20 protein-coding genes and 1 tRNA gene are annotated in these 24,390 nt (G+C 64.1%); 5 read left to right on the top strand and 16 right to left on the bottom strand.

Features of this window, described 5'->3' with window-relative positions; translation table 11 throughout:
• The 7 genes from PMN64_RS28445 to PMN64_RS28475 all read right to left on the bottom strand — a co-directional run.
• The coding region (locus tag PMN64_RS28445) for a hypothetical protein (RefSeq protein WP_411783058.1) at positions 1 to 236 on the bottom strand (236 nt) is incomplete at its 3' end.
• A gap of 389 nt (positions 237 to 625) precedes the next feature.
• A tRNA-Lys gene (locus PMN64_RS28450) sits at positions 626 to 701 on the bottom strand.
• Positions 702 to 865: 164 nt separating this feature from the next.
• Positions 866 to 1,456 carry a Spy/CpxP family protein refolding chaperone gene (locus PMN64_RS28455; protein WP_411783059.1) on the bottom strand — a complete coding sequence of 197 codons (591 nt, stop codon included), beginning with the start codon at positions 1,454 to 1,456 and terminating at the stop codon, positions 866 to 868.
• 162 nt (positions 1,457 to 1,618) lie between these two features.
• Positions 1,619 to 2,902 carry a TRAP transporter large permease gene (locus PMN64_RS28460; protein WP_028342403.1) on the bottom strand — a complete coding sequence of 428 codons (1,284 nt, stop codon included), beginning with the start codon at positions 2,900 to 2,902 and terminating at the stop codon, positions 1,619 to 1,621.
• Complete coding sequence (locus PMN64_RS28465) at positions 2,902 to 3,474, bottom strand: TRAP transporter small permease (protein WP_304496341.1); 573 nt, start codon at positions 3,472 to 3,474, stop codon at positions 2,902 to 2,904. The genes PMN64_RS28460 and PMN64_RS28465 overlap by 1 nt, the downstream gene beginning before the upstream one ends.
• Before the next feature lie 320 nt (positions 3,475 to 3,794).
• The gene (locus tag PMN64_RS28470) at positions 3,795 to 4,799 is read right to left on the bottom strand and encodes a TRAP transporter substrate-binding protein (RefSeq protein ID WP_411783060.1); all 1,005 of its coding nucleotides are present in this window, start codon (positions 4,797 to 4,799) and stop codon (positions 3,795 to 3,797) included.
• A gap of 1,059 nt (positions 4,800 to 5,858) precedes the next feature.
• Positions 5,859 to 6,212 (bottom strand): DUF2200 domain-containing protein, encoded by a 354-nt coding sequence (locus PMN64_RS28475; protein WP_411783061.1) that lies wholly within the window; start codon positions 6,210 to 6,212, stop codon positions 5,859 to 5,861.
• Positions 6,213 to 6,524: 312 nt separating this feature from the next.
• On the opposite strand from PMN64_RS28475, the gene PMN64_RS28480 reads away from it, so the two are divergent.
• Complete coding sequence (locus PMN64_RS28480; RefSeq protein ID WP_411783062.1) at positions 6,525 to 7,481, top strand: MBL fold metallo-hydrolase; 957 nt, start codon at positions 6,525 to 6,527, stop codon at positions 7,479 to 7,481.
• Between the two features lie 689 nt (positions 7,482 to 8,170).
• Here the strand turns inward: PMN64_RS28480 and dapD are convergent.
• The 4 genes from dapD to glp form a co-directional block, all read right to left on the bottom strand.
• Positions 8,171 to 9,142: a 2,3,4,5-tetrahydropyridine-2,6-dicarboxylate N-succinyltransferase gene (gene dapD / locus PMN64_RS28485; protein WP_304496348.1), complete on the bottom strand. Its 972-nt coding sequence runs from the start codon at positions 9,140 to 9,142 to the stop codon at positions 8,171 to 8,173.
• Positions 9,143 to 9,378: 236 nt separating this feature from the next.
• Positions 9,379 to 12,165, bottom strand: coding sequence for a formate dehydrogenase subunit alpha (gene fdhF, locus PMN64_RS28490; RefSeq protein WP_411783063.1), 2,787 nt, complete (start codon positions 12,163 to 12,165; stop codon positions 9,379 to 9,381).
• A gap of 36 nt (positions 12,166 to 12,201) precedes the next feature.
• Positions 12,202 to 13,914, bottom strand: coding sequence for an NAD(P)H-dependent oxidoreductase subunit E (locus tag PMN64_RS28495; protein WP_411783064.1), 1,713 nt, complete (start codon positions 13,912 to 13,914; stop codon positions 12,202 to 12,204).
• 207 nt (positions 13,915 to 14,121) lie between these two features.
• A complete protein-coding gene (glp, locus tag PMN64_RS28500; protein WP_411783065.1) occupies positions 14,122 to 15,375 on the bottom strand; it encodes a gephyrin-like molybdotransferase Glp in 1,254 nt (417 codons plus the stop codon).
• Between the two features lie 183 nt (positions 15,376 to 15,558).
• Between glp and PMN64_RS28505 the strand changes: the two genes are divergently transcribed.
• Together PMN64_RS28505 and mobA are read left to right on the top strand one after the other, a co-directional pair.
• Positions 15,559 to 16,443, top strand: a complete 885-nt coding sequence (locus PMN64_RS28505) for a formate dehydrogenase accessory sulfurtransferase FdhD (protein WP_411783066.1) — start codon at positions 15,559 to 15,561, stop codon at positions 16,441 to 16,443.
• Positions 16,436 to 17,068: a molybdenum cofactor guanylyltransferase MobA gene (gene mobA, locus PMN64_RS28510; RefSeq protein ID WP_028342393.1), complete on the top strand. Its 633-nt coding sequence runs from the start codon at positions 16,436 to 16,438 to the stop codon at positions 17,066 to 17,068. Before PMN64_RS28505 ends, mobA begins: the two co-directional genes overlap by 8 nt.
• A gap of 118 nt (positions 17,069 to 17,186) precedes the next feature.
• Here the strand turns inward: mobA and PMN64_RS28515 are convergent, their stop codons facing one another.
• The 4 genes from PMN64_RS28515 to PMN64_RS28530 all read right to left on the bottom strand — a co-directional run bounded on the left by PMN64_RS28515 (position 17,187) and on the right by PMN64_RS28530 (position 22,783).
• Complete coding sequence (locus PMN64_RS28515; protein ID WP_028342392.1) at positions 17,187 to 17,825, bottom strand: HD domain-containing protein; 639 nt, start codon at positions 17,823 to 17,825, stop codon at positions 17,187 to 17,189.
• A 278-nt stretch (positions 17,826 to 18,103) separates the two neighbouring features.
• The gene (locus tag PMN64_RS28520) at positions 18,104 to 19,723 is read right to left on the bottom strand and encodes a hypothetical protein (RefSeq protein WP_411783067.1); all 1,620 of its coding nucleotides are present in this window, start codon (positions 19,721 to 19,723) and stop codon (positions 18,104 to 18,106) included.
• Positions 19,724 to 19,949: 226 nt separating this feature from the next.
• Complete coding sequence (locus PMN64_RS28525) at positions 19,950 to 20,939, bottom strand: LysR substrate-binding domain-containing protein (RefSeq protein WP_028342391.1); 990 nt, start codon at positions 20,937 to 20,939, stop codon at positions 19,950 to 19,952.
• 284 nt (positions 20,940 to 21,223) lie between these two features.
• A complete protein-coding gene (locus tag PMN64_RS28530) occupies positions 21,224 to 22,783 on the bottom strand; it encodes a 2-isopropylmalate synthase (protein WP_028342389.1) in 1,560 nt (519 codons plus the stop codon).
• Here PMN64_RS28530 and PMN64_RS28535 point away from each other — a divergent pair.
• Positions 22,782 to 23,069 carry a hypothetical protein gene (locus PMN64_RS28535; RefSeq protein WP_196238198.1) on the top strand — a complete coding sequence of 96 codons (288 nt, stop codon included), beginning with the start codon at positions 22,782 to 22,784 and terminating at the stop codon, positions 23,067 to 23,069. The two genes, PMN64_RS28530 and PMN64_RS28535, sit on opposite strands and share 2 nt — an antisense overlap.
• Positions 23,070 to 23,200: 131 nt before the next feature.
• On the opposite strand, the gene PMN64_RS28540 is transcribed toward PMN64_RS28535, so the two are convergent.
• Positions 23,201 to 23,770: a bifunctional transcriptional activator/DNA repair enzyme AdaA gene (locus PMN64_RS28540; RefSeq protein ID WP_028342388.1), complete on the bottom strand. Its 570-nt coding sequence runs from the start codon at positions 23,768 to 23,770 to the stop codon at positions 23,201 to 23,203.
• Between the two features lie 125 nt (positions 23,771 to 23,895).
• On the opposite strand from PMN64_RS28540, the gene PMN64_RS28545 reads away from it, so the two are divergent.
• Positions 23,896 to 24,333 carry a nuclear transport factor 2 family protein gene (locus PMN64_RS28545; RefSeq protein ID WP_028342387.1) on the top strand — a complete coding sequence of 146 codons (438 nt, stop codon included), beginning with the start codon at positions 23,896 to 23,898 and terminating at the stop codon, positions 24,331 to 24,333.
• The last annotated feature ends 57 nt before the right edge of the window (positions 24,334 to 24,390 follow it).

Genomic DNA, 24,390 nt, shown 5'->3' on the forward strand with positions numbered 1-24,390 from the left:
ACAGCTTGTTCCGGGATCGACGGTCTGACGCGACGGCCGGTCGCTCCGGCGTTCGGTCCGTCCGCGGTGATCACACCGACGCTGCACTCGGCAAAGCGTACGGCCTGCTCGACAAGGCCATTCTCAGCCTGTTCGAGGCCGCTGCGCACGGAATTCACGAACACCTGGTTTTCCAGCCGAGTGAAGCCGCGACCGCGCGGGGCAAGCAGCTTCGGATGTCTCTGGCCGGCCGGCATCAGGCGGATTCTTTCCCTAGGGTTTCAAGCCTTAATTAATTGATTAATTAGTCAGGTGATTAAAGTGGGCGCTCTCCGCTGTCAACCGCCCTCGCCGCAGGGCGCCCCGCGCTCAGCCCGCACCTTCGCCCCAACGCCTGTCAGCGCAGCGATCACGGATTCGTCGTGATGAACTTCGTCAAATTCAGACGCTGCCGAACGGTGATCGACATTCCGCGCGCGATAGCGGACATGCCCCGACAATTTGCCGACCGGTGCGAAGCGCACGCGCAAGCATAAGAGCAGGGATCAGGCAGCGGCGTGAGGAAGCAGGCAATAGCGGTTGTCGGAACAGACGCGACCGCTGGCCGGGATGGCCGTTACGAGGGCAAACCTAAGCTAAGAAAGCTTGGTGGGCGCACCAGGGCTCGAACCTGGGACCCGCTGATTAAGAGTCAGCTGCTCTACCAACTGAGCTATGCGCCCGGAACTTGTCCGGAAATGACCCTCGCAAGAGAGCGGTCGTTTAGCAAAGCGATTCCCCGATGTCCAGCAAGCTCAAGCAAGTTTTCCCGACTTTCTGACGACCGAAAGGCCGCCGGAATCCGGCGGCCTTTCATAGGCTTGGCGAGGGCGGCGGCGGACGGCGCTCAGAGGCGGCCGGAGCGCTCCTGATCGGGGCCATCGTCGCGGTCGAAACGGTCGTGATCGAAGCCGCGGCCGCCGCGCTCCCAGCGGTCCATGCCGCGCTCGAGGCGGTGGCGGCGCCAGCCCTCGGCACCGAATCCGCGCCCTTCCATATGGGTCAGCATGCTCAGCCGCCGCTTCTGGTTGTCGTCGAGCGTCTTGTAGAGCGGGTCGGCGGCGTCGGCGATCTTCTTCAGCGACGTCGCGGTCGCCGCCATGTTGTCGGCGCGCTCGCGCAGGCGGGCGACCGGATCGTCCGGCTTCTGCGCCTTGTCCGCATCGGTCTTCTCGGCGGCCATCCGCGCGTTGGCGCGATCGAGCCGCATCTTGGCGAAGTCGCGCACCGCGGCCTCGACCGGCGGCCACAGCTTCTCCTGATCGGCGTTGAGCTTCAGCCCGGCGCGGACGGCGGCGATCCGCGCGTCGAGGAAGGCGGCCCGATCCTCGGGGCTCATCCGCATATGACCGTGGAACCAGGGACGATGCTGGGCATAGACCGCGGTCGAACCGGCAATCGTGAGCGCCGCGATACCGGCGAGCAGAACTTTCTTCATACGAACCTCCTTTGAAGGTTGCTCGAAGATGATGCCGCCCGCCCGCGCCTTCAACTTACGGATTGGACAGGGAGAGCTCTGTTACCAAGATGTAATCCGCTTTCATTGCATTGCAGAAACATCCAAAGCGCGAGGTCGCGCTCTGGATTTCTGTTGTTTGCGCTAGATCATTCCGAGCAGACGCGGCAGCCACAGCGATATCTCCGGCACGTAGGTGATCAGGCCGAGGAACACCAGCATCGCGCACAGCCACGGCAGGACCGAGATGGTGATCTCGCTGATGCCCATCTTGGCGATACTGCTCGCAATGTAGAGGTTGAGCCCGACCGGCGGGTGGCACAGTCCGACCTCGGTGTTGACGATCATCAGGATGCCGAGATGCACCGGGTGCACGCCGAGCTTGGTCGCCAGCGGAAACAGGATCGGCGCCATGATCAAGAGGATCGACGACGGGTCCATCACGTTGCCGGCGAGCAGCAGGATGACGTTGACGACGAGCAGGAACATCCAGACCGAGAAGTTCTTGTCGATGATCCAGGCCGCCATTTCCTGCGGGATCTGCTCGTGCGTCATCAGGAACGAGAACAGCACCGCGTTGGTGATGATGTAGAGCAGCATCGAGCTCATGCTCGCCGCCTGCAGCAGCACCTTCGGCACCTCGGAGAGCTTCAGCTCCTTGTAGACGAATACGGTGATGAAGAAGGCGTAGGTCGCGGCGACCGCGGCCGCTTCGGTCGGCGTGAAGATGCCGCCATAGATGCCGCCGAGCACGATCGCGATCAGCAGCAGGCCCCAGATGCTTTCGCGGAACGCTGTGAACTGCTGGCCGATGGTCGCGCGCGGCATCTTCGGATAGCCGTTGCGCCGCGCGACGAAGAAGGTCACCGCGGCCAGCATCAGCGCGAGCACGACGCCCGGCACGATGCCGGCCATGAACAGCGCGCCGATCGAGGTGTTGGTGGACACGCCGTACAGCACCAGGATGATCGAGGGCGGCACCAGGATGCCGAGCGCGCCCGAGGTCGAGATCACGCCGACGCCGAACCGCTTCGGATAGCCGTGATCAACCATCGCCGGCATCATGATCGAGCCGATCGCGACCACGGTGGCGACGCTCGAGCCCGAGATCGCCGCAAACATCGCGCAGGCCGCGACGCCGGCAAGCCCAAGGCCGCCGGGCAGATGCCCGACCAGTGAGGTCGTGAACGCGATCATGCGCCGCGCGACGCCGCCGCGGGTCAGGAAGGTGCCGGCCAGGATGAAGAACGGGATCGCCATGATGCCGAAATTGTCGAGGCCCGAAAACAGCTTCAGGCCGACGCTCTCGATCGGCACCTCGGTCATCGTGAACAGGAAGGTGAGCACGGTCAGGCCGAGCGAGATCGAGATCGGCATGCCCGTCAGCATCAGGGCAAACAGCAGTCCGAAAATAAGTGCGGCGCTCATCACGCTTCTCCAAGCGCGACGGGCGCGGTCTTGCTGGTCTCGACGCCATCGACATGGGAGGCGTCATGGTGCGGCAGGTTGTCGGTCCACCAGTAGTTCCAGCACACTTGCAGGAAGCGGAAGCACATCAGGTAGGAGCCGAGCGGGATGCAGGCGTAGACGATCCAGCTCGGGATCTCGAGATCCGGCGAGACCTGGTCGGTATGCATCAATTCGAACACGAATTTGGCACCCATGGTGCCGACGATCCCGGTGAACAGCGCGCCGCCGAGCAGGCCGAAGATGATGGTGCGCTTGCGCCAGAAATCGTTGAGGCGGTTGATCAGGACGTCGACGCCGACATGGACGCCGGCGCGCACGCCATAGGCGGCGCCGAACTTCGCCATCCAGATGAACATGTAGATGCAGAGTTCCTGCGACCATGCGAGATTGATGCCGAACAGGTACGGATAGAGCACGGGAACGTCGACCAGAAAACGGTGCACGACCGTGACGAAGGTCAGCAGCGTCGCGGCCCCCATCAGGCTCGCGATGATGATTTCCTCGAGCCGGTCCAGAATTTTAAGCAGCATTGATCTCCCCTGTCATGGCCTGATGCGGCGACCGGCCACGGCACCCTGGCCGCGACCTCACGCGGCCGCGGCGTTCACTTTGTTTGCGGTTCAAGTCCCGCGTGACTGTTGCTGTCGATCGGAGCTGCCTCCGATCCACCTCGCCCCGCGTGCGGGGAGAGGTCGAAATTCAAGCGCAGCTTGAATTTCGGGTGAGGGGGAGCTTCCGCGAGCGCATCTGGAGCCGCGTTCGCGGAGAAGGCCCCTCACCCCAACCCGCTCCCCGCAAGAACGGGGAGAGGGAGCTCTTCTGGCATCGCCTCGGCGGCGGATCATCGCAGCTAATTCATCGGGCTGCGGCCGGTTTCCTTGAGGAATTCGTCGATCAGCGGCTGGCCGACGCGCGAGGCCACGTCCTTGTAGACCGGCATCATCGCCTTGCGCATCGCCTCGTCCTGCTCCGGCGTCAACGCGACGATCTCGGTCTTGCCGGCCTTCTTGATCTCGGCGAGCGCGTCGTCGTTTTCCTTGGCCGACTGGCTGTTGCCGAACTCGGTGGCTTCCTTCATCGCCTTGGAGAGCTGCTCGCGGGTATCGGCCGGCAGGCCGTCCCAGAACTTCTTGTTCACGACCACGACGTAGCCGATGTAGCCGTGATTGGTGACGGTGGCGTACTTCTGCACCTCATGCATTTTCTGGGTGTAGATGTTCGACCAGGTGTTCTCCTGGCCGTCGACCACGCCGGTCTGCAGCGCCTGGTAGACGTCGGAGAATGCCATCACCTGCGGGATCGCGCCGAGTGCGCGGAACTGGGCTTCCAGCACCTTCGACGACTGGATGCGGAACTTGAGCCCCTTGTAGTCGGCGGGCGCGACCAGCTTCTTGTTCGCGCTCATCTGCTTGAAGCCGTTGTCCCAGTAGGCGAGACCGGTCATGCCCTTGGAATCCAGCTTCTTGAGCAGCTGGGCGCCGAGCGGCCCGTCAGTGACCTTCCGCAGCGACTTCAGGTCGGGGAGGATGTAGGGCAGATCGAAGACTTCGAATTCCTTGATGCCGATCGGGCCGAACTTCGAGTTCGACGGCGCCAGCATCTGCACCGCGCCGAGCTGCAGCGCCTCGAGCTCTTCCTTGTCCTTGTAAAGCGTCGAGTTCGGGTAGACCTCGACCTTCACCTTGCCGCCGGTGTACTTCTCGGCGAGTTCCTTGAACTTGTCGGCCGCCTTGCCCTTCGGCGTATCCGAGGCCACCACGTGGCTGAATTTGAGAACGATCGGCGACTGCGCCGCCGCAGACCCGACAAAGGTCAAGGCCGCGATCGACGCCGCAGCCAATATGAGTTTACGCATGTTTCCTCCCGCGTAATTGCGGAGCGCGAATACCGGCCCCGAGACATCCGGTCGCACCATTACAGACAAGCAAAGACGATTGCCATTGCCCCTTTAGCAGGGGCCAATTGCACCATTGCTGCACTGCAAAATTCGATGCGGCGGTATCCCCTTCGGCTCTTGCGACCGTTCAATGACACCGCCCGCACGCTGTGCCCGGCCACGGCAATGAGGTCAATGCGAGGTTTGGCAATGGCGGGTTCGCCGGGCGCGAATGCTGCGCGTGTTTCTTGCCGGCTGTCGCCCCTGCGAAAGCTGGACCCTTACGCCGCGGCAAATGTTGCAGATGGGACTCTTCGTTGTCGTCCTGGCGAAAGCCAGGACCCATAACCATCGCATTTGATTGTGAACGAGGTCGTGGCCCCAGCATCGCGCGACAAATCTCATTTGGGGTAATGGGTCCTGGCTTTCGCCAGGACGACACTGAATGTGTTGGACGACGTGTGGCTCATGCTTCCGTAGTCTCGCGGCGCATTGCGTCCGAGCTTTGCATCTTGTTCCGCCCTCTCATCATCGGAGGGCGCAGGGAAAGCCGGGTGCCGATCGCACCCATGGGCCCCGAGCAATGGGTAGAAAGCTCGGGGGTAGGACCACAGGTGTAACCGGAAACAACCCGGCTTTCCCTGCGCGATGGGTTACGGCTTATACGTGCTCTCCCCGGCGAGACTGGGCTTTGTTGTCACCGTCTTCGCAACGCGCATCGCGCAATGCGAAAAGACACCTGCCGCTAGGGCGTCAGGCCTGCACGATTTCGCCGTCCGCTTCACGCGCATTCGTCGACTGCGCAATCGGCGTCCACCGCATCTCGACCCGCGTTCGTGACGACCGCGAAGCGCCCCTCGATCGGGTGAGACGGGGCAAACCATACATCGAGTTGCACTTCGGATAAAGCGAAATATTTTTGCTGCGGGGGCTTGCGCCGTCGGGCAAATCAGTGGCAGCGGCCCTCCCCGGTCCTTTCGTCATTGCGGGCGACGCATCAGCATCCCACGTCGCCTCGCCGGACGGACGGATCAGGCATCATTCCTTCCGCAGGATTTTATCCATGGCCTTTCCACGCGCCAGCTCATCGATCAGCTTATCCAGGTAGCGAATTTCCCGCATGGTCGGCTCTTTGATTTCCTCAACCCTGACACCGCACACCACGCCCTTGATCAGGGCCCGAGAAGGATTCATTTCAGGCGCCTTTGCGAAGAACGTTTCGAAGTCGGTTTGTCTTTCCAACTGAGCTTCCAGCTCCTTCGGACCGTAGCCGGTCAACCAGGAGATCACCTGATCGACCTCCGCTTTGCTGCGTCCCTTCTTCTCCGCTTTCGCGACATAGAGCGGGTAGACGCTTGCGAAGCTCGTTGTATAGATCCGATGCTTGGCCATGAATTGCTCCGAACGTTCGTATTCCGTGGTCTCGACGAGGAAATATTAGTCCTGGGTTGAACCGGCTTCGCCAATCCGAAGTGTCGCATGTGGCTGAGGGCATGGCGATGGCCTGTGCCTCCCGTTTCGTCCCCAGCGCTCGCCTGCGGCGGTGCGCATGCGTTGGCAGCAATCGCTCTACAGCGACGGCAACCGCTCTGGGGCAGCGCCACACCTGATCCGCTAGATCATCACCATGTCCAATCCACGGACGGAAACATGGTGCGGCCCGCCGGGATCGAACATCAGAACCGAACGCAGGAGTTTTGAACGATGAACCAGATGATCCGCAACACGCAGCAGGAGACAAGCATGAGCCTCGACAATGTCTCGCACAGCGGCCGACCGGGGCCCAGTGAACTGGTGCCATCGCGCTACGCGCTGAAGATCGGCGAGATCGACGTGCTGGTCGTCAGCGACGGGGTGCTGCCGCTGCCAACCAAGATGCTGGCGCACAATGCCGAGCCGGCCGTCCGCGCAGCCTGGCTGGACGACATGTTCCTGCCGCCGGACGCGTTCGACTGGGCGCTCAACGTGGTGGTGGTGCGAAGCGGCGGGAAAACCATCCTCGTCGACGCCGGGCTGGGGTCGGACCCGGACCTGCACCTGCCGAAGGCCGGGCAGACGGTCAAGCGACTGGAGGCGGCCGGCATCGATCTTGGGTCCGTCACCGACGTGGTGCTGACCCACATGCACATGGACCATGTGGGCGGGCTGCTCGTCGACGGCGTGAAGGAGCGGCTGCGTCCGGACCTGCGGATCCATGTGGCGGCCGCCGAAGTCAAGTTCTGGGAGGCGCCCGATTTCTCCCGCGTCTCGATGCCGCCGGGATTCCCGGACGCGCTTCGTGCGACCGCCAAGCGGTTCAGGAAAGAGTACCAGAGCCAGCTGCGGCTGTTCGACGAGGAGCACGAGGTGGCACCCGGAGTGGTCGTCCGTCGCAGCGGTGGCCATACCCCCGGTCACAGCGTGGTTCGCCTGGCGTCCGGTGGCGATCGGCTGACATTCGCCGGTGACCTCGTGTTCGCGGTCGGCTTCGAGCACCCCGAATGGCACAACGGCTTCGAGCACGATCCCGAGGAGGCAGCCCGCGCCCGGATCAGTCTGTTGCGGGAGCTGGCGGCCAACCGCGAGCTGCTGGTGGCCACGCATATGCCGTTCCCGTCCGTTGGACATGTTGCGGTCGAGGGTGACGCCTTCCGTTGGGTGCCGGTGTTCTGGGACTACTGAGACCTTGTCGAGTTAGAGCCGAACCGGGGCGCGTACTCATATCGATCATGGGTGCGGGCTCCGGCTTCCGCGCGGCCCTTCTGAGCAAAGGTCGACTGCGGGCCACAAGCTGTCATTCAAGCCAGTCGAGAGCGAATTAGCTTGCTTTGCTTTGAGTCCTTTTGCACTCTCAGGCAAGGAGGCCGATGCATGAAGATAATGACCGTCGCGTGCGCTCTCGGAGCGGCCCTCGTGCTGTGCAACCTCGGGACGTCTGGTGCTGAAGCCCGGGCGCGGAAGGCACAAGTCGTTCATGAACCAAGGCGGATCATTATCCCGACGCCCGTGATAAGGCCAACTCCGTGGGATTACTATATTGTTCCACGATATCAATATCGCCCTGAAGACGACCGGGTCGATCCATACGCCCCGCCCCTGGAGTCGTCGTGGCGCCTCTATGAGGCGTGGCGGTGGCCATACTGGTGGTGAGCGGCGATCGCGCCAAACAGATCGCATTCCGAGTGGTGATCGTCTCCTGACGGACGGGGACTAGTGTGCTGAATGCGAAGTTCGTGCGATTTCGCGGCAGCCACTTTCACGAACTTCGCATTCATAAAGCACACTAGAATCATAAGTTTGCTAGTGTCCTTATCGAATCCGAAGTTCGCTTCGAAGGTGCGGCGAATGATGCGAACTTCGGATTCGGGACACTAGCTGTGAAGTTGCGCGTTGAGGCCGTCCCAATTTGGCGTACGTCTGGTTGCCTCAAGAGCGCCGCTCTGGGAATTCCGACGAAAAAGCAGGCCCTTCTGGCCGGAGAGTTCCTTGGCTTTCAGCACTCGGCCATCTTCCAAAAGGATGCGCGCGCCTGCCGTGACATAACAGCCCGCTTCGACGATACAATCGTCACCCAATGAAATGCCGATACCGGCGTTGGCTCCGATCAGGCAGCGCTCACCAACTGTAATCCTCTCTTTCCCTCCTCCGGACAGAGTGCCCATGATCGACGCACCGCCACCAACGTCGCTGCCGCTTCCGACAACCACGCTGGCGCTGATCCGGCCTTCGACCATGCAGGGACCGAGCGTACCCGCGTTAAAATTGCAAAAGCCTTCATGCATGACGGTTGTGCCCGGGGCCAGGTAGGCCCCGAGCCTTACGCGATCCGCATCTGCAATTCTCACCTCCGCAGGCGTCACATAATCGGTCATGCGCGGAAACTTATCCACGCCTGTCACCTCAAACGCGAGGCCACGCTTTCGTGCTTCCATTCGCGCGTCCGGTACACGAGAGCACTCACAGGGACCGAAGGTCGTCCAGGCAACATTAGGTAAAAGACCGAAAACACCCTCGAGGTTCAGGCAATTCGGCTGGACGAGCCGGTGGCTCAGCAGGTGGAGTCGAAGATATGCGTCGTGCACGTCGGTCGGCGCAGATGCAAGGGAGCCAATTTCCGTACGGATCGGAACGATGTCGACATTGCGAATGTCGTCGTGTCGCGCATATCCGTCCGCCGACTCGCCCAACGATCTCCTGACCTCGTCGTTCGCCAGCCGCACCGTTGCCGCCTTGTCGGCCTCTACAACCAGGCGCAGCTGAAGAAACCAGGAATCCAGCACGCGACCGTCAGCGGCAATCGTCGCAAATCCCTCGCCTCTCGCGCCCCTCAGTTCCATCGCCATTCGAATGTCTCACACTACGATCCTGCACGTCATGCATACGCGAGTTTTCGTGGAAATGGCAACTTCCGGACTCTCAAACACGTCCGGGGCAACGGGCGACATGGGTCCACGCCGCAGCAACGCCCGCTCCTATGCTCTGGGCGGATGTCGATCGACGGTGTTTGCGGTGCCGTGTCGGGCGAGCGAGCGAGTAGCCGGGTCGGCCGGCTCGCCCTCCACGCTTCGTCCCCGGACCGCTACTCCGCCGCGGTCCGGATATCGATCTTCTCGGCGCGGACCGCGCAGAACTTGAACTCCGGAATCTTGCCGAACGGATCGAGCGCCGGATTGGTCAACAGGTTCGCCGCCGCCTCCGCGTAGCAGAACGGCATGAAGACCATGTTCTCGGGCACGTCGCGGTCGGCGCGCACCTTGACCTCGACCGCGCCGCGGCGCGTCTCGAGACGGATGAAGTCGCCGGGCGCGAGTCCCTTCTTGCGCATGTCCTTCGGGGTCATGAACGCGACCGCTTCGGGCTCGATCTGGTCGAGCACCTGGGCACGGCGCGTCATCGAGCCGGTGTGCCAATGTTCGAGCACGCGGCCGGTCGACAGCACCATCGGGTACTCGTCGTCGGGCAACTCGTCCGGCGGGATCACCTTGGCCGGCACGATCTTGCCGCGGCCGCTCTCGGTCGGGAATCCGGTGGTGAAGATGATCTCGTTGCCGGGCTTGTCGGGATCGTCGACCGGATAGGTCACCGCGCCCTCGCGCACCAGGCGCTCCCAGGTGATGTTCTTCAGCGACGGCATCAGCTCGGCCATCTCGGTGAAGACCTCGCCCGGCCCCGCATAATTCCAGGGCAGTCCCATCCGCTTGCCGATCTCCTGGATGATCCAGAGATCCTGCCTTGCATCGCCCGGCGGCCTGATCACCTCGCGCGCCAGCTGCACGCGGCGGTCGGTGTTGGTGAAGGAGCCGGACTTTTCGGCGAACGCCGAAGCCGGCAGGATGACGTCGGCGTGGAATGCGGTCTCGGTGACGAAAAGGTCCTGCACGACGAGATGATCGAGCTTGGCCAGCGCTTCGCGCGCGTGCTGCAGGTCCGGATCGGACATCGCCGGATTCTCGCCCTCGACATACATGCCGTGGATTTCGCCGGCGTGGATCGCGTTCATGATCTCGACGACGGTCAGCCCGCGCACCGGATCGAGCTCCTGCCCCCACAGCTTCTCGAAAGCGCCGCGCATGTCGTCGCGGCCGACCGGCTGGTAGTCCGGCAGGAACATCGGGATCAGGCCGGCGTCGGAGGCGCCCTGCACGTTGTTCTGCCCGCGAAGCGGATGCAGCCCGGTGCCGGGGCGGCCGACCTGGCCGGTGATCAGCGCCAGCGCGATCAGGCAGCGCGCGTTGTCGGTGCCGTGAACATGCTGGCTGATGCCCATGCCCCAGAAGATGATGGACGATTTGGCGCGGGCGTAGGCGCGTGCAACCTCGCGCAGCGTCTCCGCCGGAATGCCGCAGATCTGGGACATGCGCTCCGGCGTGAACTCCTGGATCTTCGCCTTCAGCTCGTCATAGCCCTCGGTATAGCCGGCGATGTACTGCTCGTCGGTCAGGCCTTCGGTGATGATCGTGTGGATCATCGCGTTCAGCATCGCGACGTCGCTGCCCGGTTTGAATTGCAGGTGCTCGGTGGCGTGGCGCGACAGCGTCTGCCGGCGCGGGTCCATCACATAGAGCTTGGCGCCGCGCTTGGCGGCGTTCTTGATGTAGGTGGCGGCGACCGGATGGTTCACGGTCGGATTGGCGCCGATCACCCAGATCACCTCAGCGTCGGCCGCGGCCGCGAACGGCGCCGACACCGCGCCGGAGCTCAATCCCTCGAACAGCGCCGCCACCGACGAGGCGTGGCACAGCCGCGTGCAGTGGTCGACATTGTTGGAGCCGAAGCCGGTGCGCACCAGCTTCTGGAACAGATAGGCTTCCTCGTTCGAACCCTTGGCCGAGCCGAAGCCGGCGAGCGCCTTGGCGCCCTTCTGGTCGCGGATCTTGCGCAAGCCCGCGGCGGCGAGCTCGAGCGCCTCTTCCCAGGATGCTTCGCGGAAATGGGTGTAGGGATTGGCCGGATCGACCTGGTCGTTGGCGTCCTTCTTGACGCCGGGCAGCCGCACCAGCGGCTTGGTCAGGCGATTGGGGTGATGGATGTAGTCGAAGCCGAAGCGGCCCTTGACGCAGAGCCGGTTGTGATTGGCGGGACCATCGCGGCCTTCCGCGTAGATCACCTTCTCGTCCTTGACCTGGTAGGTGACCTGGCAGCCGACGCCGCAATACGGGCAGAGCGAATCCACCTTCTTGTCGGGATAGGTGACGCGGGTCTGCTTGTCGTCGAGCATGACCGCCGGCATCAGGGCGCCGGTCGGGCAGGCCTGCACGCATTCGCCGCAGGCGACGCAGGTCGATTCGCCCATCGGATCGTCGAAGTCGAACACTATCTTGGCGTCGTGGTTGCGGTAGGCCATGCCGATCACGTCGTTGACCTGCACCTCGCGGCACGCCCGCACGCAGAGGCCGCACTGGATGCAGGCGTCAAGATTGACGCTCATCGCCGGATGGCTGGTGTCGGCGTGCCAGCGCTCGGTCGCGGGAAAGCGGCTTTCGGTCACGCCGGTCTTCTCGGCCCAGTGCCAGAATTTCGAGTCCGGATCGTGCGAAGTCTCGCGCGCCGGCTGGTCCGCCACCAGCAGCTCCATCACCATCTTCTGCGCCGCGACGGCGCGCTGGCTGGCCGACTTCACCTTCATGCCGACCGTCGGCGTCCGCTTGCAGGACGCCGCCAGCACGCGCTCGCCTTCGATCTCGACCATGCAGGCGCGGCAGTTGCCGTCCGGCCGGTAGTCCGGCGCGGGCGAATAGCACAGATGCGGGATCTCGGTGCCTTGGCGCTTGGCGACCTGCCAGATCGTCTCGCCGGCCCGCGCCTCGACCTGCTGGCCGTCGAGCTCGAACTGAATCGTCAGGCCTGAGTTCTGATTGTTGCTCATTCAAATCCTCGTCGAAATTCGTCTGCTCGGCCTCGCCTACTCGGCGGCTTGCTGCGGACGAAAGCCGTCCGGAAAATATTTGATCACTGAGGTCAGCGGATTGGAGGCCGCCTGACCGAGGCCACAGATCGACGCATCGCGCATCGCCTGGCTCAATTGGTCGAGCAGTTCCTTGTTCCAGACCGGCTGCTGCATCAACAGCGCCGCCTTCTCGGTTCCGGCGCGGCACGGCGTGCACTGCCCGCAGCTCTCGTCCTCGAAGAACTTCATGAGATTCAGCGCGGCGTCCCTGACGTCATCGACCTGCGAGAGCACGACCACGGCGGCGGAGCCGATGAAGCAGCCATATCTCTCCAGCGTGCCGAAATCGAGCGGGATGTCGTCCATCGACGCCGGCAGGATGCCGCCGGATGCACCGCCCGGCAGATAGGCCTGCAAAGTATGGCCGTCGGCCATGCCGCCGCAGAACTCGTCGATCAACTCGCGCAGCGTGATGCCGGCGGGAGCGAGCTTGACGCCTGGATCCTTGACGCGTCCCGACACCGAGAAGCTGCGCAGGCCGTGGCGTTCGTTGCGGCCGTGGCTCTTCCACCAGTCGGCGCCCTTCTCGACGACATCGCGCACCCACCACAACGTCTCGATGTTGTTGATCAGCGTCGGCAGGCCGAACAACCCGACCTGGAACGGATATGGCGGCTTGTGCCGCGGCAGGCCGCGCTTGCCCTCGATCGATTCCAGCAGCGAGGATTCCTCGCCGCAGATATATGCGCCGGCGCCGCGCCGCAGATGCAGCGTCGGACCACCCGGCGGGAGCTTTGCGATCTCGCGTGCGAGGATCTCGCGGCAGGCCGGGTACTCGTCGCGGATATAGATGTAGACTTCGGGCGCCTCGACCACGTGGGCGCCGATCAGCATGCCCTCGAGGAAGCGATGCGGATCGGTCTCGAGATAATAGCGGTCCTTGAACGTGCCGGGCTCGCCCTCGTCGCCGTTCACCGCCATCAATCGCGGACCGGGTTCGCCGAGCACCGCGCGCCACTTGCGGCCGGTCGGAAATCCGGCGCCGCCGAGGCCACGCAGCGACGCATCGTCGAGCGCCTTCAGCAGGTCTTCGCGCGGCAACTCGCCCGAGCGCAGGCGCGCCAGCAGCTGGTATCCGCCGCCCGCCACGTAGCCGTCGTAGTCGACATATGGAGGAAGGTGCACATGGGTGTCGCTGTTCTTCGCCGCCGCCAGCACATTGGTGACGGTCGCATGATCGACGAAGTTGTGGCCGACCTCGGCGGCGGGCGCGGTGTCACAGCGGCCGACGCACGGCGCCCGCACGACGCGGATGCCGGGGCCGGCGCGGTTCTGCAGATCCTTCAACAGCTGTTCGCCGCCGAGCATCGCGCAGGTCAGCGAATCGCAGACGCGTACGGTGAGCGGCGCGATGTCAGGCTCGCCTTCCTTCACGATGTCGAAATGCGCGTAGAAGGTGGCGGTCTCGAACACTTCGGCGAATGACAGCTTCATCTCGTCGGCGAGCGCGGCAAGATGCGCCGCCGAGATCTGATGGTATTTGTCCTGGATCAGATGCAGATACTCGATGAGGAGGTCGCGCCGCCTCGGACGATCGGCGAGCAGCGCCTCGATCTCGTGCGCGACCACGGGGTCGACCTGGCGTCCCTTGGGCGTGGCCTTCGCTCGCTTCCTGCCCTGTCCGGGATGCTCGAACGCACGAACCTTGTGAACGTCGTCTCGACTCATGAAGCCTCGCCTCGGGAACCACGCTTTGCGCGAATTGCACTGCTTCGACGAACTGTATTCTCTGGTATGCCAGAGGCAAGCAGTTTTAGAATGCCTCTAGCAGCGTCGGGTTGCCGCGTAGGCCGTTGTTTATGTTTGCCTATCGGGCGATCTGATTTCGCTATCGAGCGCCCGTCGCGCTGCGCGGTCTCGACCGCGTTTCAGCTCTCACAGCAGGTCGGCGTAGCCGAGAAAGCCGACGGCCTCGCCAGGTTCAACCCGCACCACCGACTCGCCGAGTTCGACCAGTCCATCGGTCTCGATCAGCGACGACAGCAGACCGGCTCCCTCGCGAGGAAACTTGTTCGCTTCCAGCGCACCGTCCGCCGCCCGTCGCAGCGAGACGCGGACATATTCGCGCCGCCCGCTCTTCTTCTTGTAGCTGAAGGCGGCCCGCACCGGCATCGGCAGCAAGGGGGACGGCGCAGCACCCGACAGCGCCAGCACGGTCGGCCGCACGACATGGACGAAGGTGACGAAACTCGCCACCGGATTGCCGGGCAGGCCGATCAGCGGCGTACCGTCGATGATTCCCATCGCCACCGGGCGGCCGGGCTTGATCGCCATCCGCCACAGCACCAGCGAGCCCGCCTGCTCGATGCCGGCCCTGACGTGGTCCTCTTCGCCGGTCGAGACCCCGCCCGTGGTCAGGATCAGGTCGTAGCGCCGCGCGACCTGCTTGAGCGCAGCGGCGAGCTCGGCCCGCTCGTCGCGCAGGATGCCGAGATCGCCGACCTCGCAACCAAGCCGCCGCAACATCGCCATCAGCATGAAGCGGTTGGAATCGAACAGTTGCGCTTCGGTGCGCGCGCTGCCGGGCGCAGCCAGTTCGTCGCCGGTCGAGAACACCCCGACGCGAAGCCGCCGCACCACGTCGAGCATGGTGAGCCCGAAGGCCGCGGCGACCGCGATATCCTGCGGGCGCAGGCGCCGTCCCGATGCCAGCGCGACATGGCCGCGCGGAATGTCCTCGCCGGCCGGACGCACATTGGCGCCGACCTTCAGGCCGGACGGCAGAATCACGTTTCCCGCATCGTCGATCCGCACGTCTTCCTGCATGAACACGGTGTCGGTGCCATCGGGCATCGGCGCACCGGTGAAGATCCGCACCGCCTGGCCCGCCTGCGCCGGCTGCGCCGACGCTCCCGCCTGCACCCGCCCAACAACGGGGAATGCGCGCTCACCGCTCGCCGGCAGGTCCGCGCCGGATACTGCGTAGCCGTCGACGGCGGAATTTTTGAACGGCGGCAGCGCAAGCGGCGCGACAATGTCGCCGGCCAGGATGCGTCCGTCTGCATCCACCAAGGCAACCGTTTCGGTCTCGCCGACGGGCTTGACCCGCGCGGCGATGATCGCGACGGCTTCGTCGACCGACATCATCGGTCCGCCGAACGCGAAGCAGTCGTCCGAAAGCTGCGCCATGTGTCCCTCAGTCCTCGGCCATCGACAAGATTTGTTCGACCCGGATCGCGAACTGCGCGTTATCCTTAAAGCCGGACCGATCGATGGCAGTTCCCGCGACGCGGCGGAGAGTCGCCAGCCAGTCTCCGAACGTGCTTATATCCCCAGCTGCGTTGCCATGTGAACCCATCTGGACGTCCAGCAGTGCCCGAGAAAACCACAGCTCCCATCATTGTTCCTGATCCGGACGATCCGCGCCTGACGGAGCGCGTGGTCGGCGTCGACCAGACCGGCGCACGGACCGAGATCAAGGTGCCGGTCGAGCGGCCGCTGACGCTGTACCTCAACGCGCAGGAGATCGTCACGATGATGACGATCAACGACTATCCCGAATACCTCGCGCTCGGCTACCTCTTGAACCAGAACATGCTCAAATACGACGATGTCGTCACCGAGGTCGAATATGACGACGATCTCGAGGTCGTCGTGGTGCGCACCGCGCACCACACCAATTTCGAGGCGAAGCTGAAGAAGCGCACGCAGACCTCGGGCTGCGCCCAGGGCACGGCGTTCGGCGACCTGCTCGAAGCCGTCGAGAAGGTCGCGCTGCCGAAGGCCGAACTGCGGACCTCCTGGCTCTACCGGATGACGCACACCATCAACACGATGCCGTCGCTTTATCTGGAAGCCGGCGCCATTCACGGCTGCGTGCTGTGCAAGGAGGCGACGCCGGTGTGCTACACCGAGGACGTCGGCCGGCACAACGCCGTCGACAAGATCGCGGGCTGGATCTATCGCCACAATGTCGATCCGGCCGACAAGATTCTCTACACCACCGGGCGGCTGACCTCTGAGATGGTGATCAAGACGGTGCGGATGGGGATTCCAATCCTGGTCTCGCGCTCCGGCTTCACCGCATGGGGTGTCGATCTGGCGCGGCAGGTCGGATTGACGCTGGTCGGTCGCGCCCGCGGCAAGCGCTTCATCGCGCTGTCGGGCCAGGAGCGGATCGTCTACGACCAGAATCTCGACTATGTCGAAGAGGAATCGATGCGTCACAAGCGCAAGGGCGAGACCGACAATGACTGATATTCCGGGGACTGCCGTCCCGGGCGTGCTGCTCGCCGGCGGCCTCGCGCGGCGGATGGGCGGCGGCGACAAGCCGATGCGCAAGATCGCGGGCCGCACCATTCTGCAACGGGTGATCGACCGTCTCGCCCCGCAATGCAGTGGGCTGATCATCAACGCCAATGGCGATCCCACGCGCTTCGCCGCGTTCGGCCTCCCGGTCGTCGCCGACGACGTTGCCGACTATCCCGGTCCCCTCGCCGGCATCCTGGCCGCGCTCGACTGGACCGCCGCCAACCGGCCGGATGCGCAATGGGTGCTCAGCGCCGCGGGCGACTGTCCGTTTCTGCCGCGCGATCTCGTCACGCGCCTGGAGCAGGCGCGCGTGGCCAAAAATGCCGAGCTCGCGGTCGCTTCATCCGGCGGGCAGACGCATCCCGTCATCGGCCTCTGGAGCGTCCGCCTGCGGAATGAATTGCGCCAAGCGCTGGTCGTCGAGGACGTACGCAAGATCGACCGCTGGACCGCGCGCTATCCGCTCGCGACGGTCGAGTGGCCGACCGAGCCGCTCGATCCGTTCTTCAATGCCAATACCGTTGAAGACATCGCGGAAGCCGACCGTCTCGCCGCGCTCGACGGCGGCTAGAGCATTTTCGGTTCTGATTGAATCAGAACCGAAGCTCTAGATTCTTGTTTTGACGCGTTTTCTTCACGCGAACCGGTGTCCACTTCGCCCGAAAACGCTCTAATGTCCGCCGCCCGGATCAGCTCGGCCACGGCGTGTTGCGGATCCGGGTGCAGGCATTCGGCCGGTGAAAGCCGGGATCGCGCTCCGCGACGAAGTCGAAATTGACGGTGCCGAACGTGGTCTGCGGCTTCTTCAGGGCCGAGCAGGTCTGAACCTCGATGAACTCGTTCTTGAAATCGCCGCGGGGAAACGCGGCAAGGACGCAGTCGCGCTGCTCGGCCGTATAGTCATCGTAACCGACGCCGACGGCATCGACCAATACGCCCGCATTGGTGAGCGCGATTTCCGGGCGCATGTATTGCGGAATGCCGGGCGTGGTGTGCAAGGCGATCGCTTCCCACACCAGGTCCGCCTTCGGCTCGGCGATGCCGTGGCTCCTGAGAAACTTGCGCGCCGCATCGGCGCCGTCGAGCTCAAACCGTTTGGTCTCGGTATGGAAGTGATCGACAAGGCCGAGATCATGAAACAGCGCAGCAACATAGAGCAGTTCAGGGTCGAACTTCAGATTTTGCCTGACGCCCTTGAGCGCGCCGAACACGAACACCCGGACCGAGTGATTGAACAACATTTCGGTTTCGTATTGCCGCACCAGCTCGGCGGCCTCCCGCGCGATCTTGCTGTCCGGGATTCGAATGCCGGAAATCGTGTCCGCCATCATCGCACTCCTGCCCTGTGTAGCCTGCCGGATGCATGCGCTGGACGGCCAACGGCGTCGCGATTCATGCGCGCCGGCACTCGCTGCAGTGAATCGTATCCACTACCTAACCCGCAAAGCGGCAACCGGAAGGCCCCCGCGCCATGAAGATTCTGCAGGGAGATCGTGAGGCTGGTGCAATACGGAAGGCGCGATCGAGCTCAGCCGATCGCGCCTGGCCTGATCCAGGCGAAGCCTGACCGGAAGCAGCCGGCACAGGCTCCGCCGGCTGCCGGCGATCAATGCCCCGCTGCGATCCGGGTCGGACCGCAGACGTCGTCCTGCGAGTCCTTGTCGTGGCCGCGGCCGTTGTCCTTCATCCGGCCGTGATCGCCATCGCAATTGACGGGAGCGAACGACACGCCGCGATAGACCGTGCCGAACGCCGGCGGCACAACGACGTCAAAGGCTTCGTTCGCCGGAAGCGTCGTCGCCGCGACCCTGTCCGTGATGGCGACGACCTGATTCGGATCGGCGCCGGGCTCGACCGAGTTGCCCACGGTCGACGTCACCGCAAAAATCGTCGCGGTGCCGTCGCGGTTGACGCGGCCGGTGATGTTGCGCAGCCCGCCGGTTGCCGGATCGGTGGGATAGCCGTTGACATGATAGAGCGCGCCGAGGTTCAGGCCCTTCTGCAGCGTGTAGGCAAGGCTCCAGCTGCCGTTGGCATAAACCCACTTCTGAAGGCCTGCGGTCGGTGACGTGGCGGCGTCGGCCAGTTGGCCGTCACCTTCCTGGGCGACATAGAGCGTCGTCGCGTTGGCGAACCAGATGCCAAAGGGATAGAAGCCGTTCGCGCCCGAATTTGCCGAGGGATTGCTCGGGAAGCCCGGAAGAATGCTGAACGCCGTCGAGGCGGCGGTCTCGCGGGTCGGCAGCACGCCCGGCTGGCCGACCTGATAGACCGTGTTGATGCCGTTGCTGCCGCTGCCTTTGGTGACGTAGAGCGTGTTGTCGGAGATCGCGAGACCGCGGAAATTATCGTCCTTGCCGGACTTGTCAGCGGCAAAGCCAAGCTGGGCAACCGAGAAGCCGAACTGGAAGCCATTCTTGCTGCCGGGCGTGCCCTGCTGCACGCCAACCACGGCATCGGAACCATCGACACCGGGCGTTGCGAGTTGCACACCGGTGTCATTGACGACAAGCACCGGCTGGGTGCCGCTGCCGTTGCCGGCATTGCCGACCGTGAAATACTGGTCGGCCTGGGTGCCATTGATTTTGTTGGCGCGGATCGCGCCGCGGCCATTGTCGCCGCTATAGACGTTGACCTTGGTCCGGTGCAGCGAGCCGTCGAAATCCAGCTCCGCGACCACGCGCGCATGCACGCCGGTGTCCGGATTGGTGGGGTCGACGTGGTTCGGCGAGTTGGAGTTGGAGACGTCCAGCTGGTTGACTGCCGCATCGTAGCCCATAAACGTCACGGCCTTGCCGTCGGGCGACAAATGCAGCGACAGTTCAGACTTGGAGCTGAAGCTCGTCACCGCCACGTCCGCCGGGACGGTCAGCGCGCCGATTTCGCGCAGCCGACGGCCTTCCAGATGAAATTTCTTGATCACCACCGGCGCGGTCACGCCGAAGTTCGAATCGACGGCCACGTTGTTGAAGACCCCCGGATAGCTGCCGTCGGCCACAGCCGTCGCGCCGGTCGGCAGCGTCTGGCCTATGGTGACGGTCGATGGGTTGCCCGCGTAGACCGCGGTGCTGACCAGCAATTCGTGCGGATTGCCCGCGGTCTGCGACAGTGCCGGATGGACCGCAAACAGCACCGGTGAGAGCGCCGTGCCCGCGATCAGGCGCCGGACAATGGCGCGGCGAAATGTTTCCGGAGTTGTTTGCGATTTGGCGATTGATTTGAACATGCGAAGACCCCCCATTCTTTGAAAATTGGAATGGGTTCCTCATACGGGGCCGATCGCAACACTCGTGTGACAGATCGCCGCAGCTCATGTTCACATTCCGGAAATCGCGTAGCTCGCGTGCCCGCCGATGCGGACGCTAAAGGGCGATGAGATCGGATCGGATCGTCATCGGGCCTTGGCTCATGGTTCGAGCATGATCGCCGCGCAAACGTTTAGCGTTGATCGCTTAGCTGGCCCGTCCGCCAACCCGGCCGACCCGATCCGTTTCGATCGCCCGCAGATAGTCCAGCATCAGGCGGCTGGTTGCCGACAGATGCGCGGTGTCGCGGGTCACGATCTTCAGTTCGCGCCGCCCCCAATCGTCGCGCAGCGGGATGGCGCGAAGGCCCATCCCGGCGCCGACCACCTCGAAGGCGCGGTCGGGGATCAGCCCGAGTCCCATATTCGCCTGCACCATGCGGCAGACCGCATCAAAGCCGGGCACATTGATGCGCAGCCGCATCGCCTTGCCGGCTTGCGTCGCCGCATATTGCGAGCGCAGATAGATCGAGCTCGCGGTGTGCAAGCCGATATGGTCGAAATCGAGGGTCTCGGTGAACAGCAATGTCTCGCGGCCGGCCAGCCGATGGTCGGCGCGCATCACCACCACCAGATTGTCGTAGCGATAATGGAAGGCCTCGAGCGCGCGGCTGTCGGCCTCGGCCGAGCAGATGCCGATCTCGGCTGCGCCCTCCTCGATGCCGCGCACCACCTGCCCGCTCGGCCGCTCCTGCAGATCGACGCGGAGCAATTCATGCGCGGCGAAGAAGGCGGAGAGATCCTCAGGCAGGTATTGCACGATCGCAGAGAGATTGGCGAGCATGCGGACATGGCCGCGCACGCCTTGCGAATATTCCGACAGCTCGACCGCGATCTTCTCGACATTGAGCAGCGTCACCCGGGCGTGGTGCAGCAGCGCCTCGCCGGCCGGCGTCAGCGCCATGCCCTTGGCGAGCCGCTTGAACAGCGTGACGCCGAATGCCAGCTCGAAATCGTTCATCCGTTTCGACACCGCCGACGCCGCGATCCCCTCGCGCTGCGCGGCGCGGGTGAGGTTCTGCTCGTCGCAGACCGCGACGAACAGGCGAAGCGTTGTCAGGTCGACCCGGCGCGTCAGCGCGGTCTCCGCCGGCGTGGCGGCGCGCGGAAGGCCTGTCACGATGGAGGAGATCGGCATGGACGGCGTTCCCCGGGAAAGAACGCAGCGTAGCGCTGGAGATGGCGCGGAAGATTCCAAAGCAGTGCGGGATGGAGGGGATTGTTGGGATAGGATTCCAACAATGGTCGAGTTGGGCGGTTTTTATCCCAACCAGCCGACTGCAGCTGTCATTACGAGCGCAGTTCCTCACCGTCATCCCCGCGCAAGGGCTTCGCCTTTGCGCGGGGATGACGGGTTGGATGGACCCCTAACAAAAACGCGGCGCCGAAGCGCCGCGTTTCCGAATCCTTTGCTCACGCCTATCAGCCCGCGGCCTTGGCCGGCACGTCGCGCTGGCGCTTCATCACGATCTTGTTCAGCGCGCCGAGATAGGCCTTTGCGGAGGCGACCAGCGTGTCCGGATCGGCGGCGCGGGCGGTCATCGAGCGACCTTCATGGGCCAGACGCACCGAGACTTCGGCCTGCGCGTCGGTGCCTTCGGTCACCGCATGCACCTGATAGAGTTCCAGCTTGGCCTCGTGCGGCACCAGGCGCTTGATGCAGTTGAAGACGGCGTCGACCGGGCCGTTGCCCTCGGCTTCCTCGATCTTGATCTGGCCGTCGACGTCGAGCTTCATGGTCGCGCGCTGCGGGCCATGGGTGCCGGCGATCACGGTCAGCGAGGTCAGCTTGATGCGGTCGTGGGCGGCCGCCATCTCCTGGTCAACCAGCGCCTCGATGTCCTCGTCGTAGATGTCCTTCTTGCGGTCGGCCAGCGCCTTCATCCGCGTAAAAGCATCCTCCAGCTGGTTGGCGCCGAGCTTGTAGCCCATCTCCTCCAGCTTGTGGATGAAGGCGTGGCGGCCGGAATGCTTGCCGAGCACCAGCGAGGACTGCTTCAGGCCGACCATCTCGGGCCGCATGATCTCGTAGGTCGAGGCGTCCTTCAGCACGCCGTCCTGATGGATGCCGCTCTCATGCGCGAACGCGTTACGGCCGACGATTGCCTTGTTGTACTGCACCGGAAACGAGGTGGCCGCGGACACCACCTTCGAGGCGCGGGTGAGTTGCGTGGTGTCGATCTTGTTCCAGAACGGAAATTTGTCGTTCCGCACATTGATCGCCATCACGATCTCTTCCAGCGCGGCATTGCCGGCGCGCTCGCCGATGCCGTTGACGGTGCACTCGACCTGCCGCGCACCACCGACAACGCCGGCCAGCGAGTTCGCGACCGCCATGCCGAGGTCGTTGTGGCAATGCACCGAGAAGATCGCCTTGTCGGAATTCGGCACACGCTCGATCAGCGTGCGCATGAAGTGGGTGTATTCATCCGGCACCGTGTAGCCGACGGTGTCGGGAATGTTCACCGTAGTGGCGCCGGCCTTGATCACCGCTTCGACGATCCGGCACAGATAGTCCATCTCGCTGCGGGTGCCGTCCTCGGCCGACCATTCGACGTCGTCGATCTGGTTGCGGGCGCGGGCGACCATCGCGACCGAGGTCTCGATGACCTCCTCGGGGGTCTTGTTCAACTTCACCCGCATATGCAGCGGCGAGGTCGCGATCACGGTGTGGACGCGGCCGCGGCGGGCGAACTTCACGGCTTCGGCGCAGCGGTCGATGTCGGCCGGATGGGCACGGGACAGGCCCGCGATCACCGCGTTCTTGGAGCGGCGGGCGATCTCGCTGACCGCCTGGAAATCGCCTTCCGAGGTGATCGGGAAGCCGGCCTCGATGACGTCGACGCCCATGTCGTCCAGCAGCTCGGCGACCTCGAGCTTCTCCTCGAAGGTCATGGTGGCGCCGGGGCACTGCTCGCCGTCGCGCAAGGTGGTGTCGAAAATGATGACGCGGTCCTTCTCGGACTTGTTCGCGGTGGCCATGTTAGAAATTCCTTTAAGCTTTGCGCCCGTCATGTTGCTCCTTGAGCAATTACTTGGGCGATATCAGGGTTCGGTGATCTCGTACAAACCCCTGAGTGCCCAGGCGCAAACGCCCAGCCGGCCCTCAGGGGCAGGTAAGAAGAAGGCCGCCAATAAGCAGGGTGGGCGCTGCGGCAGGGATCGTGGCGGTAGCCTCGGCCACCTCCCCAAAGATCCCATCAATTTGGCCGCGAATCAGCATTGCCAGACCCTGTTGAGCGCCAAAATCCTCGGACAAAACCATTGACGGTTGGTTGCCGGGACGCGCTGTGCGCCGTCGTTCTAGACGATTATGGCAAGCCGCCGCAATGGGTAAAGATGGTCAGGTGGGTTGACCTAACGTTCCCGCATGGCTAGGCGCACCCCTTTCTCGTCCCCTCACCTCCGGCCGCGCGAAGACGCGCGCAGGCTCGACGGGGAGCGGCCGTAGAGGTCAGCGAAGGCGGCGTTGAAACGGCGGACGCTGCCGAAGCCGGCGCGGAAGGCGATCGCGGTCATCGCGTCGTTGGTGGTGTCGATCAGGCGCTTGGCGCGCTGCACGCGGCGCGTGGTCGCGACTTGTTGCGGGCTGGCGCCGACATGGCGCTCGAACAGCCGGGCGAGGTGGCGCGCGGTGATGCCGAGCCGGTCGGCCAGTGCTGCGACCGAGCCGCGCTCCAGCGCGCCGCCGTCGATCAGCTTCAGCGCACGCGCAACCGTGGAGCGCGTGCCGTTCCAGGCCGGACAGAACGGCGCGGTCTCGGGACGGCAGCGCAGGCACGGCCGATAGCCGGCCGCCTCGGCCGCAGCGGCGGTCGGGTAATAAGTGACGTTGCGCGGCAGCGGATGCTTCACCGGACAGACCGGCCGGCAATAGATCCGCGTGGTCTTCACCGCCGTGAAGAAGCGGCCGTCGTAGCGCGCGTCGCGCCGCAGTCGCGCAGCGTTGCAGGCATCGAAGCTGAGCATGAGGCGGAGTCTAGCGCATCGCGCGGTCAAGGAAAGTGGCCCGAGGTGATGAGGTCCGATTCCGGCCAGCGCGACCCGCAGCGCTGAACTAGATCGATCCGATCGATCAAACCGGAGACATCGCCATGACCAACCCGACAGCCAGGGAAACCAGTAAGCAAATTGTCCTCAACGCCTGGCAGACTTTCAGGACCCGCGACGCCAAGCTGATCGCCGCGCTGTTCGCACCGGATGCCGAATGGATCGCGCCCGCCCGCAACGCCACCGCGGTCGCGCTCGATCACGCCGACCACATGATCGGCGCTGACGCGATCGCCCGCTTCATCTCAACCGAGATGCACCGCCTGTTCTCCGAGATCGACATCGCGTTCCGTGCCGTTCATGCCGACGGTGACAGCGTCATCGTCGAGGAGCGCATGCGCGCGACGCTGCCGGGCGGCCGGCCCTACGACAATGACTACTGCTTCGTGTTCGTGGTCGAGGCCGGCCGTATCAAGCAGGTGCGGGAATACATGGACACGCGCAAGAGCTGGCAGATGGTGTTCGGAGAAGCCGCGGCATGAGGTCCGCGTTCATGTCACGGAGACGCCGGCGCTCCCTTCTCCTTGCGAGAGAGGGAG

The sequence above is a fragment of the Bradyrhizobium sp. UFLA01-814 genome, assembly GCF_046718885.1.
GTDB classification, from domain to species: domain Bacteria; phylum Pseudomonadota; class Alphaproteobacteria; order Rhizobiales; family Xanthobacteraceae; genus Bradyrhizobium; species Bradyrhizobium elkanii.

Coding starts and splice junctions, on each gene's coding strand:
- PMN64_RS28520 (WP_411783067.1), bottom strand. CDS start 19,723: ATGTTCAAATCAATCGCCAAATCGCAAACAACTCCGGAAACATTTCGC.
- PMN64_RS28495 (WP_411783064.1), bottom strand. CDS start 13,914: ATGAGTCGAGACGACGTTCACAAGGTTCGTGCGTTCGAGCATCCCGGA.
- PMN64_RS28480 (WP_411783062.1), top strand. CDS start 6,525: ATGAACCAGATGATCCGCAACACGCAGCAGGAGACAAGCATGAGCCTC.
- mobA (WP_028342393.1), top strand. CDS start 16,436: ATGACTGATATTCCGGGGACTGCCGTCCCGGGCGTGCTGCTCGCCGGC.
- PMN64_RS28530 (WP_028342389.1), bottom strand. CDS start 22,783: ATGGCCACCGCGAACAAGTCCGAGAAGGACCGCGTCATCATTTTCGAC.
- PMN64_RS28455 (WP_411783059.1), bottom strand. CDS start 1,456: ATGAAGAAAGTTCTGCTCGCCGGTATCGCGGCGCTCACGATTGCCGGT.
- PMN64_RS28545 (WP_028342387.1), top strand. CDS start 23,896: ATGACCAACCCGACAGCCAGGGAAACCAGTAAGCAAATTGTCCTCAAC.
- PMN64_RS28460 (WP_028342403.1), bottom strand. CDS start 2,902: ATGAGCGCCGCACTTATTTTCGGACTGCTGTTTGCCCTGATGCTGACG.
- PMN64_RS28515 (WP_028342392.1), bottom strand. CDS start 17,825: ATGGCGGACACGATTTCCGGCATTCGAATCCCGGACAGCAAGATCGCG.
- PMN64_RS28475 (WP_411783061.1), bottom strand. CDS start 6,212: ATGGCCAAGCATCGGATCTATACAACGAGCTTCGCAAGCGTCTACCCG.
- PMN64_RS28470 (WP_411783060.1), bottom strand. CDS start 4,799: ATGCGTAAACTCATATTGGCTGCGGCGTCGATCGCGGCCTTGACCTTT.
- PMN64_RS28535 (WP_196238198.1), top strand. CDS start 22,782: ATGTTAGAAATTCCTTTAAGCTTTGCGCCCGTCATGTTGCTCCTTGAG.
- fdhF (WP_411783063.1), bottom strand. CDS start 12,165: ATGAGCAACAATCAGAACTCAGGCCTGACGATTCAGTTCGAGCTCGAC.
- dapD (WP_304496348.1), bottom strand. CDS start 9,142: ATGGCGATGGAACTGAGGGGCGCGAGAGGCGAGGGATTTGCGACGATT.
- PMN64_RS28540 (WP_028342388.1), bottom strand. CDS start 23,770: ATGCTCAGCTTCGATGCCTGCAACGCTGCGCGACTGCGGCGCGACGCG.
- glp (WP_411783065.1), bottom strand. CDS start 15,375: ATGGCGCAGCTTTCGGACGACTGCTTCGCGTTCGGCGGACCGATGATG.
- PMN64_RS28465 (WP_304496341.1), bottom strand. CDS start 3,474: ATGCTGCTTAAAATTCTGGACCGGCTCGAGGAAATCATCATCGCGAGC.
- PMN64_RS28525 (WP_028342391.1), bottom strand. CDS start 20,939: ATGCCGATCTCCTCCATCGTGACAGGCCTTCCGCGCGCCGCCACGCCG.